The following is a 16523-nucleotide window of genomic DNA, read 5'->3' as shown; positions in this document are numbered from 1 at the left end:
TACTGGATGCCCCGGCCAAGCCGGGCATGACAGCGGAGCGTGGGGCTAGCGCTAGACCCGGAAATGCTTGCTCAGCTTCAGCCCCTGCGCCTGGTAGTTCGAGCCGATGCGCTGGCCGTACATCGCATCGGGACGCGCCAGCATCTTCTCGTAGACGAGGCGGCCGACGATCTGGCCATGCTCGAGGATGAAGGGCACCTCGCGCGAGCGCACCTCCAGCACGGCGCGCGCGCCTTGCCCGCCGGCACCGGCATAGCCGAAGCCGGGATCGAAGAAACCGGCATAATGCACGCGGAATTCGCCGACCAAGGGATCGAACGGCACCATCTCCGCGGCGTAATCGGGCGGGACCTGCACGGCCTCTTTCGAGGCCAGGATGTAGAACTCGCCGGGATCGAGGATCAGGCTGCCGTCGGGACGGGCCGACATCGGCTCCCAAAAATCTTCCACCGCATAGCCGGAGCGGCGGTCGACGTCGACGACGCCGGTGTGGCGCTTGGCGCGGTAACCGACGAAGCCGTTGGCCTTCTCGCCGGAGAGGTCAACCGAGACAGCGACGCCGCCGGACAGATCGGCATCGTCGATGTCGACGAGGCGCTCGGTCGCATGCAAGCCATCGAGCTCGTCGGCATTGAGGATGGCGTCACCGGTGCGGAAGCGTACCTGGGACAGGCGCGAGCCCTCGCGCACCAGCACCGGAAACGTCTTCGGGCTGATCTCGGCATAGAGCGGGCCGTGATAACCGGCGCCGATCATGTCGAAGCGGCGGGTCCCGTCGGCGATCACGCGGGTGAAGACGTCGAGCCGGCCGGTCGAGCTCTTGGGATTCGCGGCCGCGACGATCTCCGGCGGCAGCGCGAGGCTCTCCAGCAGCGGCACGATGTAGACGCAGTTGGTCTCGAGCACCGCGCCGTCGGCAAGGCTGAACTCGTGCAGCTTCAATTCGTCGATGCGCTCGGCGACGGTGGCGCCGGGACCGGGCAGGAAGCTGGCGCGGACGCGATAGGCGATGTCGCCGAGGCGCAGATCGAGGCTCGCCGGCTGGATCTGGCTTTCGACGAAGTCGTAGGCGGGCAGGATCAGCCCCGCCTCTGCCATCGCCGCAATCATGCGGTCAGGCAGGATACCATTGGCGTCGGCAGCGACCGTGAACGTCAACCGGGGGTCCTCAGCAAGGGGCAAACGCATCCCGAGATACGGGAAATACTAGCCTTTTACGGCTATCCGATGGACGCCTTGACGGAAAGGGCATTGCGGAATATGAGCATCACTTATCCCGTGGTGATTTGAGCCGGCCGGCTTGCAGCCACGTTAAATAAGTCGCTAAACAGGCCGGGGACCTCTGTGATCCCGGCCCATGGAGATATCCAGGCCGGTTTTTTTGTGACCATTTTTGCTCGAATGGTCATGTCGGAGGTCCTATGTCGAAGTCGCCTGCCACTTACCGTCCCGAAACCCGCCTGGTCCATTCCGGCACCCTGCGCTCGCAATATGGCGAGACGTCGGAGGCGCTGTTCCTGACGCAAGGGTACGTCTACAACAGCGCCGAGGAGTGCGAGGCGCGGTTCAAGGGCGAGGACCCCGGCTTCATCTATTCGCGCTATTCCAATCCGACCATCGCGATGTTCGAGCGCCGCATGATCGAGCTCGAAGGCGCCGAAGCCGCTCGCTCGGCGGCCACCGGCATGGCCGCGGTGACGACTGCGATCCTGGCGCCCCTGAAGGCGGGCGATCATGTGGTGGCGTCGCGCGCGCTGTTCGGCTCGTGCCTCTATGTGGTGCAGGATCTGCTGCCGCGCTACGGCATCGAGACCACGCTGGTCGACGGCCTCGACCTCGACCAATGGCAGCGCGCTCTCAAGCCGAACACCAAGACGTTCTTCCTGGAGAGCCCGACCAATCCGACGTTAGATGTGCTCGACATTCCCTCGATCGCCGAGATCGCGCACAAGGGCGGCGCGCGACTGGTGGTCGACAACGTGTTCGCAACCCCGATCTGGCAGAGCCCGCTCGCGCTCGGGGCCGACGTCGTGGTCTATTCCGCGACCAAGCATATCGACGGCCAGGGGCGGTGTCTCGGCGGCATCATCCTGTCCTCGGAAGCCTTCATCGCCGAGCACATCCACAATTTCATGCGCCAGACCGGCCCGTCGATCTCGCCGTTCAACGCCTGGGTCCTGCTCAAGGGCCTGGAAACGCTGGGCGTGCGCGTGCGCGCGCAGACCGACACCGCAGCGCGCATTGCCGAGGTGCTGGCGAGCCATCCCAAGATCTCGCGGCTGGTCTATCCCGGCCGCGCCGATCATCCTCAGGCCGCGCTGGTGAAGAAGCAGATGCGTGGCGGCTCGACGCTGGTCGGCTTCGAGTTGAAGGGCGGCAAGCAGGCGGCGTTTCGCGTGCTCAATGAGTTGAAGCTGGCGAAGATCTCCAACAATCTCGGCGACGCCAAGAGCCTCGTCACGCATCCGGCCACTACGACGCATCAGCGTCTGAAGCCCGAAGACCGCGCCGCGCTCGGCATCAGCGAAGGCTTCATCCGCTTCTCCGCCGGGCTCGAGCATGCGGAAGATCTGATCGAGGATCTGACCGCGGCGCTGGAGAAGGCGTGATCTTCTTACCCTCCCCTGGAGGGGGAGGGTCGGCTCACATGGAGCGCAACGAAATGTGAGACGGGGTGGGGTGACGGTCTTTCCGCATCCAACGCCCGAGCGGAGAGATCACCCACCCCGCTCGCCTGTGCGCGATCGACCCTCCCCCTCCCAGGGGAGGGTGAAGCAACCTACATCGGCCGATACGTGCGCACATCCGCGGGCACGTTCACACCGAGCTTGATCTGGCCGACGGAGCGGATGATGTCATCGGCGAGGAGTTGGGCGAAGCATGCGTAGCCCCAATCGTTCATGTGCAGGCCGTCGGCGATAACGAAACTCTCGACCGGGATCGCCTGCTTCTCGTGCCAGTCGCGCATCACCTCGAAGCGCGGGAAGATGCCAACGTGACGGAGCTCGGCGACCTTGCCGAGCAGCTTCACCATCTTGCCGGCGCTCTCGGCGCGCTGGTTGACCGCCGGCGAATATTGCGGATCGACCAGCACGATGTCGGCGCCACCGGCGGCCTGGATGCGGCTGATGCCGTCCTCGACCAGTTTTGCGGTATCGGCGGGATCGAGATTGCGCAGCACGGCGTTGGTGCCGACCTGCCAGATCACGAGATCCGGATGCACGTCGATGACCTGCGTCTGGAGGCGCTTCATCATCTCGGGCGCATCCTCGCCACCGACGCCGGCATTGATGACGGTGATGTCAGCGGTCGGATAGTGCCGGCGCAGCTGTGCGGCGAGACGGTTCGGATAATTGAACTCCGGCGAGCTCGCACCGAATCCTGCGGTGGACGACGAGCCGAACGCGACGATGACGACGGGCTGGCCGGCGACGAGCTTGCTTGCGACACGCGGCAGCGAGCCCATCGCCTTCGAGCCGCCCTTCGGCGGCAGGCAGGGCACGCGGCTGAAGATGTCGCCGGCGGACTTTGCGACTTCCTTCACCTTGTCGATGGCGCGCGCCGTGACGCCGCGCTGCTCGGGGGACGTCGCGGCGACGGTGGTCTGGGAGGGCGGTGCGGTAGCGGAATCAGCCGGCTGCGCGGGCGTCGCCTGAGCGGCTTGCGTCTGCGCGCGCGGCTGCGAAGCGGGCATCAGCAGCAGCAGCGCCGCCGCCGCGGGCGCCAGCCATGACGTCAGGCAAAAAGGGCGGAGAGAACTCATTAACGCTAGACCTCAATTTTGCTGCTGGGCCGGCTCCAGATGGGCAGCATCAATCACGAACTGTGCCAACGCCCGGCCAAGGCAATCATGGACCTGTTTCGCCAGTTCAGGCCCGCGGGACGGGTTGAACAAGTCGAACTGGCCCTGATCATTCCACTGTCGCATGATCGCGAAACGGTCGAACAGTGGGACGTCGTGCTCCTGCGCCACCACACGCATATTATCGAGAAAAGGCTGCGCCGAGATCATGGTTTCGGTACGCGGACTGTACTGCAAATTCATCAAGACGACGTCAGCCCCTGCCTTTTGCAACGCGGTAACCCCTTCGGTTACCGCGCCGCGAAAATCGTCGGGATCGATGGATCGGATAGCATCCACGGTCCCGGTCTGCCAGATGACCAAAGTAGGCATTTTTGCTTCCATCAGCTTAATGAAAGTGGACGCGGTCTCCCCTGCCGTTTTCTTGCTCTGTATTTCTACGGAGACGTGCACCACTTCGGACGCGGGCAGCTTCTCCTTGAGGATCGTCTCCATGCGCGCCGGATATGAGCTGCTCTCCGAGGATGGAATCGTGGTCGAGCGGCTTCCGATGACCAGAATCTCGAGCGGCTTGCCGGACTTGATGGCATCGGCGACTTTGGGAAGCTGGCTTTCGCTGGTAAGCAGATAGGACGGCAATTCGCAGGCCGGGGGCGCGGCCGAGGCAGCAGGCGCAGCATCGCCCGCGCGCGCCGTGGCCGCGGCGAGGCCACCGCATAGCAGGATCAGGCTCAGGAGAACCTTCGCCTTCATCAGCCCCCTCCCGCCAGATCGGCGTTGCCGACGGCGTTTTTGGTTTTCGCACCGCTCTTGTCAGCCACGCGCTTGTACCACGAAATCACCCACGCCACCCCCCACATGATCAGGATTCCGGAGAGACTAATCAACGCATGCATGGCTGCCCCGCCGGAAACTTCGGCCAGGATGAAATGGCCGGCGAAAGCCAGGAAGACGCCGAGACAGAAGATCTCGAGCGAATGCTGCCCGCATAGGATCAGCGGCCGCAGCCAGGGCGATTTCAGGCCCGGCCAGGTCCGCGGCAGGAAGCGCACGGTGAGCGCGGCCAGCGCCAGGAAATGTGTGAAGCGCAGCACGTCGAGATCGGTCTTGTCGATCGGATACATCCACTGCTCGATCCGCTTCGGCATGAAGTGGCCGAGCTGCGGCACGTACCAGGTCAGCGTCACGTAGAACGCCGCGGCGAGATAGGCGATCGAGATCCACATCGTCACGGGTGATGCCAGAATGCGCGACATGCGCCGCGCGCCTCCGAGCGCACACCATGCACCGAAGACGAAAAGCAATTGCCAGGCCAGCGGATTGAACGCCCAGAAGCCGTTCGGATAGGCCGAGAAGTAGAGGTCGTATTCCCACGTCACGGCGTAGAGCACGACCGAGAGGCCGAGCGTGACGTCGGGCTTCCACTTCATCGACCACAGGATCAACGGCAGCGCCAGCATCAGCACGATGTAGAGCGGCAGCACGTCCATGTTGACGGGCCGGAAGCGCAGCAGCAGCGCCTGCACGATGGTGACGTCGGGCTGCTTGAGGAAATCCATGATGCCCATCTCTTCGGTGTAGAGCGGGTTCTCGAAGCTGGTCGCCACATAGGAGATTTCGGCGAGGAAGATCGTGAACAGGAAGACGTGGGCGACGTAAATCTGCCAGACGCGGCGCAGGATGCGCGCGGTGGCGATGACGGCGCCGCTCTCCAGCATTGCCCGGCCGTAGACGAAGGCGGCGGTATAGCCGGAGATGAAGATGAAGATCTCGGTGGCGTCGCTGAAGCCGTAATTGCGAATGGTGAACCAGGTCAGCAGGCTGGTTGGCAGATGGTCGATGAAGATCAGCCACAGCGCCAGGCCGCGGAACAGATCGAGCCGGAGCTCGCGCTCGCCGATCGCCGGCAGCGTAATGGCTGGCGCGGCGGCGCGCGGCTTGGTCCCTGCGGGTTTGGCACCGGCGGTTCCCGCGATCGTCGATCCCGTCACTTGGTCGGCAATGGTCATCGGGGCCAAAAACCCTTCCGCAAATCGCGACGTTCAATGGAGTTTACCGGTCCGGCCGTCGTCTCGCAAAGCGGCCGGATCACATAAGGTTGTCTCCCCCTTGGGAGTCCCTTCCCCGCGAATTCTGGCGGGACGATGTCGCCAAAGCCGTCTCCGGCGTTTGGTTCCCCGGGCGGATTTCGCTATGATGGGCCATCATGTACCGCGCCGTGACCCGCCAGATCGAAGTGACCGTCGAGCCGAACTTTGTTCCGGAGCAGTCGTCGGCCGACCGCTCCCGCTATTTCTGGTCCTACACCATCGTCATCACCAATTCCGGTGACGAGACCGTGCAGCTGAAGACGCGGCACTGGATCATCACCGACGCCTCCGGCCGCCAGCAGGAGGTGAAGGGCGAGGGCGTCGTCGGTGAGCAGCCGATCCTGGCCCCCGGCGAGCGCTTCGAATACACCTCCGGCGTGCCGCTCACGACCGCCTCCGGCTTCATGACCGGCCGCTACCAGATGGTCAGCGAAAGCGGCGAGCGCTTCGAGATCGACGTGCCGACGTTCTCGCTGGACAGTCCGGACAACAAGCGGGTGTTGAACTAGCCTCCGATGTCATTCCCCGCGAAGGCGGAGAATCCAGCAAGCCGCGGCCTATCGGTTCAATCAGTGTTTGGCTCAATCACTGTCGTCTCGGAGTATTGGATCGCCCGATCACGGCCGGGCGATGACAGCGAGTATGTGCGAGCAGCCTCCCCAGCCTCGTCATTCCTAGCCTAGCTATGCGCGATGCCTAGGCGTCCTCCACGCCCGCCTCGTGCGGCGTGAACTGGTAGACCGACGAGCAGAACTCGCAGGTGACGACGACCTTGTCGTCCTTGACCATCGCGGCGCGATCGTCGGGCGAGAAGCTCTTGAGCATCGAGGCAACCGCATCGCGCGAGCAGGAGCACCGCGCTTCCAGAACCTGCGAATTGAACACGCGCACGCCGCGCTCGTGGAAGAGGCGAAACAGCAGCCGCTCGCCGGAGAGCTCGGGATCGATCAGCTCGACGTCCTCGACGGTCTCGATCAGCGAGCGCGCCTCGACCCAGGCGTCGTCTTCGGCGACGCTGTGCACCTCGCTGCCTTCGGGCGCATCCCCGGGATGCAGGTCCGCCTGCCGCGCGCGCTCCGGCGCCTTGGGCAGAAACTGCATCAACATGCCACCGGCGCGCCAGCGATGCTTGCCGCCGTCGCTACTGCGCCACTCCTCGCCGACCGCAAGACGCACGCGCGTCGGGATCTGCTCGGAGCGGAGGAAATATTCGTGAGCGGCCTCTTCCAGGCTGCCACCGTCGAGCGCGACCAGACCCTGGTAACGGCTCATGTCGGGGCCCTGGTCGATGGTCATGGCGAGATGACCGCGGCCGAGCAGCGTGCCGGAATCTTTGGCGTTACCGAGACGCGCGGCATCGAAACGCGCATAGGCGCGCAGGCGATCCGGCGCCATGTAGTCGACGACAAGGAACGACACCGGACCGTCGGTTTGGGCCTGGAGGATGAAGCGGCCCTCGAATTTCAGCGCCGAGCCGAGCAACGTCGTCAGCACGATGGCCTCGCCGAGCAGCTTGCCGACGGGAGCGGGATAATCGTGCTTGGTGAGAATGTCGTCGAGCGCCGGACCGAGCCGCACCAAGCGGCCGCGCACGTCGAGTGCGTCGACCTCGTAGGGCAGCACGGCGTCATCGATCGGAACCGGTGATGGCGCGCGAACCGGGCCTTCTGGCCCGGTTTTCATGTCAGGGGATTGGGAAACCATGGCCGTGTATCTGGGGTCGGAGGTGGGAAATGGAAGGGGGCGCGAGGGAGTGTTCCCGAGGCAGTTATGATCACACACGATACTGCTGGTTCGGCGTCGTCCCGGCTTCTCGCCAGGACGACGAACCAAACCCACTTCGCCTTCACCAGGCTGCGCTACTTCACCGCGTCAAAGCACCAGGCCAGAATGCCCTTCTGCGCGTGCAGGCGGTTTTCGGCCTCGTCGAACACGACCGATTGCGGGCCGTCGATCACTTCATCCGTGACCTCCTCGCCGCGATGGGCAGGCAGGCAGTGCATGAACAGCGCGTCGGGCTTGGCCAGCGACATCAGCTTGGCATTGACCTGGTAGGGCTTGAGCACGTTGTGGCGGTGCTCGCCTTCCTTGTCGCCCATCGACACCCAGGTGTCGGTGACGACGCAGTCGGCGCCCCTCACGGCGGCTTCCGGATCGGTGCCGAGCACGATCGGCGCATTGGTCATCTTGATCCAATCGCGCATCGCCTTTTTCGGCGCGAGCTCCGGCGGCGTTGCGACGTTGAGCTGGAACTTGAAGCGCTCGGCGGCGTGGGCCCAGGACGCCAGCACGTTGTTGTCGTCGCCTGTCCAGGCCACCGTCTTGCCCTCGATCGGGCCGCGATGCTCCTCATAGGTCATGAGGTCGGCCATCACCTGGCAAGGGTGCGAACGGCGCGTCAGGCCGTTGATGACGGGCACGGTCGCATGGGCCGCAAGCTCCAGCAGCGCCTCGTGATTGAGGATGCGGATCATGATGGCGTCGACATAGCGCGACAGCACGCGCGCGGTGTCGGCGATGGTCTCGCCCCGGCCGAGCTGCATTTCGGCGCCGGTGAGCATGATGGGCTCGCCGCCGAGCTGGCGCATGGCGACGTCGAACGACACCCGCGTCCGCGTCGAGGGGCGCTCGAAGATCATCGCCAGCGTCTTGCCTTCGAGCGGCCTGACCGGCTGATGCGCCTTCTGCTTCGCCTTCATGGCGGAGGATGCGGCGAGCATGCGCTTGAGCTCCGACAGCGGGAGCTCGTTGATGTCGAGGAAGTGCTTTGGCGAATTGCTCATCAGCTTGCCGCCCGCTTGGTCTGACTGCACGAGATCGCCGCGCAGGCGCGCTCGAGCCGCCCGACGCTGTCCTCGATCTCGGCTTCGGTGACGATCAGAGGCGGTAGGAAGCGCACCACATTGTCGCCGGCGCCGACGGTGAGCAGCTTTTCGTTGCGCAGGGCGGTAACGAGATCACCCGAAGGCACGACCGCCTTGATGCCGATCAGGAGCCCCTCACCACGGACTTCGCTGACGACATCAGGATAGCGATCGATCACCGAGGCGAGCTTCTGCTTGAGCAGCAGCGACATCCTCTGCACGTGATCGAAAAAGCCGGGCTCGAGCATGACGTCGAGCACGGCGTTCGCAGCGGAAATCGCGAGCGGATTGCCGCCGAAGGTCGAGCCGTGCGAGCCGGGCGTCATGCCGGAGGCCGCTTCCGCGGTGGCAAGACAAGCGCCGATCGGGAAGCCGCCACCGAGCGCTTTCGCCAGCGACATCACGTCGGGGGTGACGCCGAGACGGCGATGCGCGAACAGATCGCCGGTGCGGCCCATGCCGGTCTGCACCTCGTCGAACGCGAGCAACAGGCCCTTCTCGTCACAGAGCTGACGCAGCGCCTTGAGGAAGGCGGGTGTTGACGAACGCACACCGCCCTCGCCCTGGATCGGCTCGATCAGGATGCCGGCGGTCTGCGGACCGATCGCCTTCTTCACGGCCTCGATATCGCCATGCGGGACCTGGTCGAAGCCATCCATGGGCGGGCCGAAACCTTCAAGATATTTTGCCGAGCCCGTCGCCGCCAACGTCGCCAGCGTGCGGCCGTGGAAGGCGCCTTCGAAGGTGATCATGCGATAGCGATCGGGATGGCCTTTGGCCGCATGATAGCGCCGCACGACCTTGATCACGCATTCCAACGCTTCGGCGCCGGAATTGCAGAAGAACACGAAGTCCGCGAAACTTTCGTTGCACAAACGCGTTGCAAGCCGTTCGCCATCGGGACTCTGGAACAGGTTCGACATGTGCCAGAGCTTGGTCGCCTGCTCCTGCAATGCCTTGACCAACGCAGGATGGGCGTGGCCGAGCGCGTTCACGGCGACGCCCGAGGTGAAATCGAGATAGCGATCGCCATTGGTCGCGATCAGCCAGCAGCCTTCGCCGCGCTCGAAGCCAAGGTCCGCCCTGGCGAAAACGGGAAGCAGATGCGGCGCGGCGCTGTTGGTCATGACCATCACTTGGATGTTGCATTTGGACGTTGAGACCTGCCTGGCATGCCTTGCGCAGCGCACCATTGACCGGTCCGGAAAACGAAACGTGCCGCCTTTTAAGGGCGGCACGCGTCACCATCTTATGCCTGGCAAGACGGGTGTCAATGCCGCCCGGAAAGCCTCGCGAAACGCGAAATCCGTAGTCTTGCGGTGCCGATCTTGCGGGGTTTTCACCACGGAACATGTGGAAGCGAGTCGGCGGACTCTTGCGCGGGAGTCACGCCATATTGTAGCGTTTGGACTGTCAGATACGACATCTCGTGCAGCGGTTCTGATCCCAAGAGTCCTCATGTACCGGCGTAAACGTTCGGGCGTCAGTCACGCGCCCGGCGAGCCTTAAGGGATTCTGACGGCACGGGTTTTTCAAGGCTTAAGCATTCGCTGTGAGGCCCCAGGATGGCGGCGCGCAACGAGGGAAAGGGTGCAATGACGGTTTTGACCTGGTCCGACGATCGCGTCGAGCAGCTGAAAAAGCTCTGGGAGGCCGGACTTTCGGCCAGCCAGATCGCGGCCGAGCTCGGCAATGTGACCCGCAATGCCGTGATCGGCAAAGTGCACAGGCTCGGCCTGTCGGGCCGCGCCAAGAGCCCTTCATCGGCAGCGCCGCGGCCGCGCAAGGCGCGGCCCGCGCAGCATATGATGCGGGTGACCCGGCCGATCTCGCGCGGCAACACCGCGCTGGCGCAGGCCTTCGAGGTCGAGGTGGAGGCCGAACCGGTCACCTACGACAACGTGGTGCCGATGAGTCAGCGGCTGTCGCTGCTGGAATTGAACGAGGCGACGTGCCACTGGCCGGTCGGCGATCCCTCCAGCCCGGACTTCTTCTTCTGTGGCGGCAAGGCGCTGTCAGGCCTGCCCTACTGCGCCCAGCACTCGCGCGTCGCCTATCAGCCGGCAGCGGATCGCCGGCGGGCGGCACCGAAGCCGAGCACGCGGTGATTATTTCCTGAGATCGAACCGGCAGCCGTCACGCGGTGACGGCGCAACAAACCCGACGTCGTCCCGGACAAGCGAAGCGCCGGACCGGGACCGATAGCCACCGCAAGCCGTGGTTACGGGGACTCGGAGTTACCTTTTCGCGCAACAACCACGTCCTGTGGCTATGCGTCCGGATCGGCGCTTCGCTCCGGACAACGCTGCGCGTTGCCGGGAGCTACGCTTGTCCGGGACGACGACCGAGCTTGGTGACGCAGTTGGGCCTACGTCTGCTCCGCCTTTGCAAACCGATCATCCAGCGCATAACCCGCGCCGCGGACGGTGCGGATCGGGTCCTGCTCGCGGCCGAGATTGAGCAGCTTGCGCAGGCGGCCGATATGGACGTCGACGGTGCGCTCGTCGATGTAGATGTCGCGGCCCCAGACGCTGTCGAGCAGCTGCTCGCGCGAGAACACGCGGCCGGGATGCTCCAGGAAGAACTCCAGCAGGCGATATTCGGTCGGGCCGAGATCGATCGGCCGGCCCGAGCGCGCGACGCGGCGCTTGTCGCGATCGAGCTCGATGTCGCCATAGGCGAGCACGGTGGCGAGCCGCTCGGGGCTTGCGCGCCGCAGAAGGCCCTTCACGCGCGCGAGCAGCTCCGGCACCGAGAACGGCTTGACGATGTAGTCATCGGCGCCGGTCGCAAGACCCCGCACCCGCTCGCTTTCCTCGCCGCGCGCGGTCAGCATGATGATCGGGAGCTGCTTGGTCTCGGGACGGGTGCGCAGCCGCCGACACAACTCGATGCCGGACAGTCCCGGCAGCATCCAGTCGAGCACGATCAGATCGGGGATGTGTTCCTTGAGGCGGGTGTCGGCGTCGTCGCCGCGCATTACCGTCTCCACGTCATAGCCGTCGCCTTCGAGGTTGTAACGGAGAAGCTCGGTGAGAGCTTCCTCGTCCTCAACCACCATAATGCGTGCGCCCATGTTGTCGTCGCTCCCTAGGTATTCGGTACCGTCGTGGCGAAGGTCGTCATGTCGCCCTTCGGCCGCTTGTCGGTGATCGCCTGCCCCTCGATCATGTAGAACACGGTCTCGGCGATGTTGGTGGCGTGATCACCGATGCGCTCGATGTTCTTGGCGCAAAACATCAGATGGATGCAGAACGAGATGTTGCGCGGATCCTCCATCATATAGGTGAGGAGCTCGCGGAACAGAGAGGTGCAGATGGCGTCCACTTCCTCGTCGCCCTTCCACACCGCCATCGCCGCCGGCAAATCGTGCGCGGCATAGGCATCCAGCACCGACTTGACCTGCTGCTGCACGAGGTCGGTCATGTGCTCCAGGCCGCGGAACAGTTTCAGCGGATGGAAGTCCGTCTCCAGCGCCGCAACGCGCTTGCCCATGTTCTTGGCGAGGTCGCCGATGCGCTCGAGATCGGTGGCAACGCGCATGGCGCCGACGATCTCGCGTAAATCCACCGCCATCGGCTGGCGGCGGGCGATGGTGAGCACGGCGCGCTCCTCGATGCGCTTCTGAAGCGCGTCGAGCTCGGCATCGGTGGTGACGACGCGCTGGCCGAGCGCGACGTCGCGGCGGATCAGCGCGTCGACGGAATCGACGATCATGCGCTCGGCGATGCCGCCCATCTCGGCGACGAGGCGAGTGAGCTCCTGGAGGTCGGTATCGAAGGCCTTTGCGGTATGTTCAGTACCCATGTCCCGTCTCCTCAGCCGAACCGGCCGGTGATGTAATCCTGCGTACGCCGGTCGCTCGGCGACGTGAAGATCTTGCTGGTGTCGTCGAACTCGATCAGCTCGCCGAGATACATGAAGGCGGTTTTATCAGAGACGCGCGCCGCCTGCTGCATGTTGTGGGTGACGATCGCGATCGTGTAGTTCTCGGACAATTCCTGGATCAGCTCCTCGACCTTGGCGGTCGAGATCGGGTCGAGCGCCGAGCAGGGCTCATCGAACAAGATCACTTCGGGCCGCACCGCGACCGTGCGGGCGATGCAGAGGCGCTGCTGCTGGCCGCCGGAGAGCGACAAGCCGGACGCGTTGAGCTTATCCTTGACCTCGTTCCACAGCGCGCCGCCGCGCAGCGCCTTCTCGACGCGGTCGTCCATCTCGGACTTCGAGATCTTCTCGTAGAGGCGGATGCCGAAGGCGATGTTCTCGTAGATCGTCATCGGGAACGGCGTCGGTTTCTGGAACACCATGCCGACCCGGGCGCGCAGCAGGTTGAGGTCCAGCTTGGGATCGAGGATATTGGTCTGGTCGAGCAACAGCTGGCCGGTGGCGCGCTGGCCCGGATAGAGATCGTACATCCGGTTGAAGATGCGCAGCAGGGTCGACTTGCCGCAGCCCGACGGGCCGATGAAGGCCGTGACGCGGTTGGTGCCGAGGGCCAGATTGATGTTCTTCAGCGCGTGGTGCTCACCGTAGTAGAAATTGAGGTTGCGCGCGGTGACCTTGGCAGGCGCCTCGGGTAGCGGCTGTGAGCCGGGATGAACGGTCGGCGCACTTACGGAAACAGACATTTCACTCATTTTGCAGTCCTCTCGGCGCCAAGGATGCGCGCGCCAATGTTCAGGGCAAGCACGGTCAGGGTGATGAGCAGCGCCCCACTCCAGGCGAGCTGCTTCCAATAGGCGTAGGGGCTCTGCACGAAGTTGTTGATGGTGACAGGCAGGTTGGCCATCGTCTTGTCGAGGCCGAGGCTGAAGAACTGGTTCGACAGCGCCGTGAACAGCAGCGGCGCGGTCTCGCCGGCGACGCGCGCAGTCGCCAGCAGCACGCCGGTGATCAGGCCGGAGCGCGCGGCACGATAGGCGATCCGTTTGATCACCAGCGAGCGCGGCAGGCCGAGCGCGCTGGCAGCCTCACGCAGCGGGTTCGGCACCAGCAGCAACATGTCTTCGGTGGTGCGCACCACGACCGGGATCACGATCACGGCGAGCGCCAGCGCGCCGGCGATCGCCGAGAAGCCGCGCATCGGCACCACCACCGCGCCGTAGATGAACAGGCCGATGATGATCGAAGGCGCCGAGAGCAGGATGTCGTTGATGAAGCGGATCACCGAGGTCAGCTTGTCGTTGCGGCCGTACTCGGCGAGATAGGTGCCGGCGAACAGGCCGAGCGGCGCGCCGATGCCGACGCCGATCACGGTCATGATCAGCGAGCCGACGATGGCGTTGAGCAGGCCGCCCTCGTTCGATCCGGGCGGGGGCGTGTTCTCGGTGAAGACCTGGTAGTTGAGCCCGGCCAGGCCATTGTAAAGCAGCGTGATCAGAATCAGCGCGAGCCAAGTGACGCCGAAGGCGGCGGCTGCGATGCAGAGACCGCGGATGACGATGTCCCAGCGGCGACGGCGCGAATAGATCGGGTTCATGGCGTCACTTTCCGGCCTTGGTTTCCAGCCGCATCAGCATCAGCCGCGCGGCCGCGAGCACGAAGAACGTCAGCACGAACAGGAGCAGGCCGAGCAGGATCAGGCCGGACTGGTGCAGGCCGTCACTCTCGGCGAATTCGGAGGCGATCGCCGCCGAGATCGTGGTGCCCGGAGCGAAGATCGACGAGGAGATGCGGAACGAGTTGCCGATGATGAAGGTCACCGCCATCGTCTCGCCGAGCGCGCGACCGAGCGCCAGCATGACGCCGCCGATGATGCCGACGCGGGTGTAGGGGATCACCACGCTGCGGACGACTTCCCAGGTGGTGCAGCCGACGCCGTAGGCGGCTTCCTTCAGCACCGGCGGCACCGTCTTGAACACGTCGACCGAGATCGAGGTGATGAAGGGCAGCACCATGATGGCGAGGATCAGCGCGGCATTGAACAGGCTGAGATAGGACGGCGGACCTGCGAAGATCGCCCCCAGCACGGGGACGCCGTCGAAGACCCTGATCATGAACGGCTGGAAGGTGTTGGCCAGGAACGGGCCCAGCACGAAGAAGCCCCACATGCCGTAGATGATCGAGGGAATGCCGGCGAGCAGCTCGATCGCCATGCCGATCGGGCGGCGCAGCCATTGCGGGCAGAGCTCGGTGAGGAAGATCGCAATACCGAGACCGACCGGAATGGCGATCAGCATCGCGATGAAGGAGGTGACGAGCGTGCCGTACATCGGCCCGAGCGCGCCGAGCACGGGCGGATCGGCCGACGGCGCCCAGCGCTGCGTCCATAGGAACGAGAGGCCGTATTCCTTCATCGCGGGGAAGGCGCCAACGATCAGCGAAATGATGATGCCACCGAGGATCAGCAGCACCGAGATCGCGGAAAGTCGCGTGATCCAGTAGAAGGTGACGTCGCCGAGCTTGAACGCGCTCAAGGCCTTGGCGCGGTCATACGGTCCGGCGTCGTCGATTACGTCGCTCTGAACGGCCATCTCTGCCACGCCGATCCCCTGTACCCAGATTTATAGACGCTTGTTGCCGGTCCCGCGCCCCCGACACAGCACGACGCTGATCGGGGCCCGGTTGTTGTCCCGGCGCAGCGCAGCAGCATTTCACGCTGCTGCGCGTCCGGGACATGAGAGCCGTTCGCCTCAGCTCTTGATCTCGGCGGCCCAGGTCTTCTCGATCAGCTGGACGACGCTGTCCGGCATCGGGATGTAGTCGAGTTCTTCAGCCGCCTTGCCACCGTTCTTGAACGCCCAGCGGAAGAACTTGATGGCTTCCTGGGAGGCGGCCTTGTCGGTCGCAGACTTGTGCATCAGGATGAAGGTCGCCGCCGTGATCGGCCAGGACTTCTCGCCCGGCTGGTCGGTCAGGATGACGTAATAGCCGGGAGCCTTGGCCCAGTCGGCGTTGGAGGCGGCGGCCTGGAAGGCCTCGACGGTCGGCTGCACCGGCTTGCCGGCCTTGTTGACGAGACCGGTGTAGGTCAGCTTGTTCTGCTTGGCATAGGCGTACTCGACATAGCCGATCGAGTTCTTAGTCTGGCTGATGTTGCCCGACACGCCTTCGTTGCCCTTGGCGCCGACGCCGACCGGCCACTCCACCGCGGTGCCTTCGCCGACCTTGCTCTTCCAGTCCGCGCTGGCCTTGGAGAGATAGTTGGTGAAGTTGAAGGTGGTGCCCGAACCGTCGGAACGGCGGACCACGGTGATCGCCTCCGCCGGCAGCTTCACGTTCGGATTGAGCTTCTTGATCGCGGCGTCGTCCCATTTGGTGATCTTGCCGAGATAGATGTTGGCCAGCGTCTCGCCGTCGAACACCAGCTCGCCGGGCTTCACGCCCTCGAGGTTGACGACGGGGACGATGGCGCCCATCACCATCGGCCACTGCACGAGACCGTCCTTCTCGAGCTGCTCGGCCTTGAGCGGCGCGTCGCTGGCGCCGAAGGTCACGGTCTTAGCCAGGATCTGCTTGATACCGCCGCCCGAGCCGATCGACTGGTAATTCAGACCGTTGCCGGTCTCCTTCTTGTAGGCATCAGCCCACTTTGAATAGATCGGGAACGGGAACGTCGCACCGGCACCCGTGATATCGGCAGCAAAGGCCGCCGTCGCCGAGGCGGCGACCAAGCCGGCAGCGACGATCGTTTTGAGGAAATTCATGCTGGTCTCCATACAGGGGGAGCGAAGCGCCGTCCGCGCCCGATCGCGCTCCCCGCGCCGCCCCTTTAGGAGCGGTCGGCTGTGCTTTTACGAAGGTTTCGTGACAGCTGGATGACAC

At 64.4% G+C, this 16523-nt stretch carries 16 protein-coding genes and 1 riboswitch; of the genes, 3 read left to right on the top strand and 13 right to left on the bottom strand.

Annotated elements, in window-relative coordinates:
* Nucleotides 1-51: 51 nt before the first annotated feature.
* Nucleotides 52-1158 carry a 2'-deoxycytidine 5'-triphosphate deaminase gene (locus IVA91_RS11050; protein ID WP_247281823.1) on the bottom strand — a complete coding sequence of 369 codons (1107 nt, stop codon included), beginning with the start codon at nt 1156-1158 and terminating at the stop codon, nt 52-54.
* 110 nt (nt 1159-1268) lie between these two features.
* A riboswitch (SAM riboswitch) is annotated at nt 1269-1348 on the top strand.
* Between the two features lie 73 nt (nt 1349-1421).
* On the opposite strand from IVA91_RS11050, the gene IVA91_RS11045 reads away from it, so the two are divergent.
* The gene (locus IVA91_RS11045) at nt 1422-2609 is read left to right on the top strand and encodes an O-succinylhomoserine sulfhydrylase (RefSeq protein ID WP_247281824.1); all 1188 of its coding nucleotides are present in this window, start codon (nt 1422-1424) and stop codon (nt 2607-2609) included.
* 170 nt (nt 2610-2779) lie between these two features.
* Here the strand turns inward: IVA91_RS11045 and IVA91_RS11040 are convergent, their stop codons facing one another.
* Genes IVA91_RS11040 through IVA91_RS11030 form a run of 3 tightly spaced genes read right to left on the bottom strand, consistent with a single transcriptional unit; the run spans nt 2780 to nt 5811 of the window.
* On the bottom strand, nt 2780-3763 hold the full coding sequence (locus IVA91_RS11040) for an SGNH/GDSL hydrolase family protein (protein ID WP_247458741.1): 984 nt from the start codon (nt 3761-3763) through the stop codon (nt 2780-2782).
* Nucleotides 3764-3775: 12 nt separating this feature from the next.
* On the bottom strand, nt 3776-4555 hold the full coding sequence (locus IVA91_RS11035) for an SGNH/GDSL hydrolase family protein (protein WP_247281826.1): 780 nt from the start codon (nt 4553-4555) through the stop codon (nt 3776-3778).
* Nucleotides 4555-5811, bottom strand: a complete 1257-nt coding sequence (locus tag IVA91_RS11030; RefSeq protein WP_247281827.1) for an OpgC domain-containing protein — start codon at nt 5809-5811, stop codon at nt 4555-4557. Before IVA91_RS11030 ends, IVA91_RS11035 begins: the two co-directional genes overlap by 1 nt.
* A 197-nt stretch (nt 5812-6008) precedes the next feature.
* On the opposite strand from IVA91_RS11030, the gene apaG reads away from it, so the two are divergent.
* Nucleotides 6009-6401: a Co2+/Mg2+ efflux protein ApaG gene (gene apaG / locus IVA91_RS11025; protein ID WP_176945497.1), complete on the top strand. Its 393-nt coding sequence runs from the start codon at nt 6009-6011 to the stop codon at nt 6399-6401.
* Between the two features lie 187 nt (nt 6402-6588).
* Here the strand turns inward: apaG and IVA91_RS11020 are convergent, their stop codons facing one another.
* From IVA91_RS11020 to IVA91_RS11010, 3 genes are all read right to left on the bottom strand, one after another.
* Complete coding sequence (locus IVA91_RS11020; protein ID WP_247281828.1) at nt 6589-7596, bottom strand: Hsp33 family molecular chaperone; 1008 nt, start codon at nt 7594-7596, stop codon at nt 6589-6591.
* 155 nt (nt 7597-7751) lie between these two features.
* Nucleotides 7752-8675, bottom strand: coding sequence for an ornithine carbamoyltransferase (gene argF / locus IVA91_RS11015; RefSeq protein WP_247281829.1), 924 nt, complete (start codon nt 8673-8675; stop codon nt 7752-7754).
* On the bottom strand, nt 8675-9883 hold the full coding sequence (locus tag IVA91_RS11010) for an aspartate aminotransferase family protein (protein WP_247281830.1): 1209 nt from the start codon (nt 9881-9883) through the stop codon (nt 8675-8677). The genes argF and IVA91_RS11010 overlap by 1 nt, the downstream gene beginning before the upstream one ends.
* Before the next feature lie 468 nt (nt 9884-10351).
* Here IVA91_RS11010 and IVA91_RS11005 point away from each other — a divergent pair, with 468 nt between their 5' ends.
* Nucleotides 10352-10864, top strand: a complete 513-nt coding sequence (locus IVA91_RS11005) for a GcrA family cell cycle regulator (protein ID WP_247281831.1) — start codon at nt 10352-10354, stop codon at nt 10862-10864.
* Between the two features lie 260 nt (nt 10865-11124).
* Here IVA91_RS11005 and phoB read toward each other — a convergent pair whose 3' ends face one another.
* The 6 genes from phoB to pstS form a co-directional block, all read right to left on the bottom strand.
* On the bottom strand, nt 11125-11832 hold the full coding sequence (phoB, locus tag IVA91_RS11000) for a phosphate regulon transcriptional regulator PhoB (RefSeq protein WP_008143479.1): 708 nt from the start codon (nt 11830-11832) through the stop codon (nt 11125-11127).
* Between the two features lie 14 nt (nt 11833-11846).
* The gene (gene phoU, locus IVA91_RS10995; protein WP_091884957.1) at nt 11847-12563 is read right to left on the bottom strand and encodes a phosphate signaling complex protein PhoU; all 717 of its coding nucleotides are present in this window, start codon (nt 12561-12563) and stop codon (nt 11847-11849) included.
* An 11-nt stretch (nt 12564-12574) separates the two neighbouring features.
* The gene (pstB, locus tag IVA91_RS10990) at nt 12575-13396 is read right to left on the bottom strand and encodes a phosphate ABC transporter ATP-binding protein PstB (protein ID WP_008541003.1); all 822 of its coding nucleotides are present in this window, start codon (nt 13394-13396) and stop codon (nt 12575-12577) included.
* Complete coding sequence (gene pstA / locus IVA91_RS10985; protein WP_247281832.1) at nt 13393-14238, bottom strand: phosphate ABC transporter permease PstA; 846 nt, start codon at nt 14236-14238, stop codon at nt 13393-13395. The genes pstB and pstA overlap by 4 nt, the downstream gene beginning before the upstream one ends.
* 4 nt (nt 14239-14242) lie before the next feature.
* Complete coding sequence (pstC, locus tag IVA91_RS10980; RefSeq protein ID WP_247282048.1) at nt 14243-15232, bottom strand: phosphate ABC transporter permease subunit PstC; 990 nt, start codon at nt 15230-15232, stop codon at nt 14243-14245.
* Between the two features lie 159 nt (nt 15233-15391).
* Nucleotides 15392-16405, bottom strand: coding sequence for a phosphate ABC transporter substrate-binding protein PstS (gene pstS, locus IVA91_RS10975; protein WP_247281833.1), 1014 nt, complete (start codon nt 16403-16405; stop codon nt 15392-15394).
* Between the last annotated feature and the right edge of the window lie 118 nt (nt 16406-16523).

The sequence above is a fragment of the Bradyrhizobium sp. 153 genome (genome assembly GCF_023073835.1).
In the GTDB taxonomy this organism is placed as follows: Bacteria; Pseudomonadota; Alphaproteobacteria; order Rhizobiales; family Xanthobacteraceae; genus Bradyrhizobium.
The sequence above is the reverse complement of the archived record's forward strand: the minus strand, read 5'-3'. Positions and strand labels throughout refer to the sequence as shown.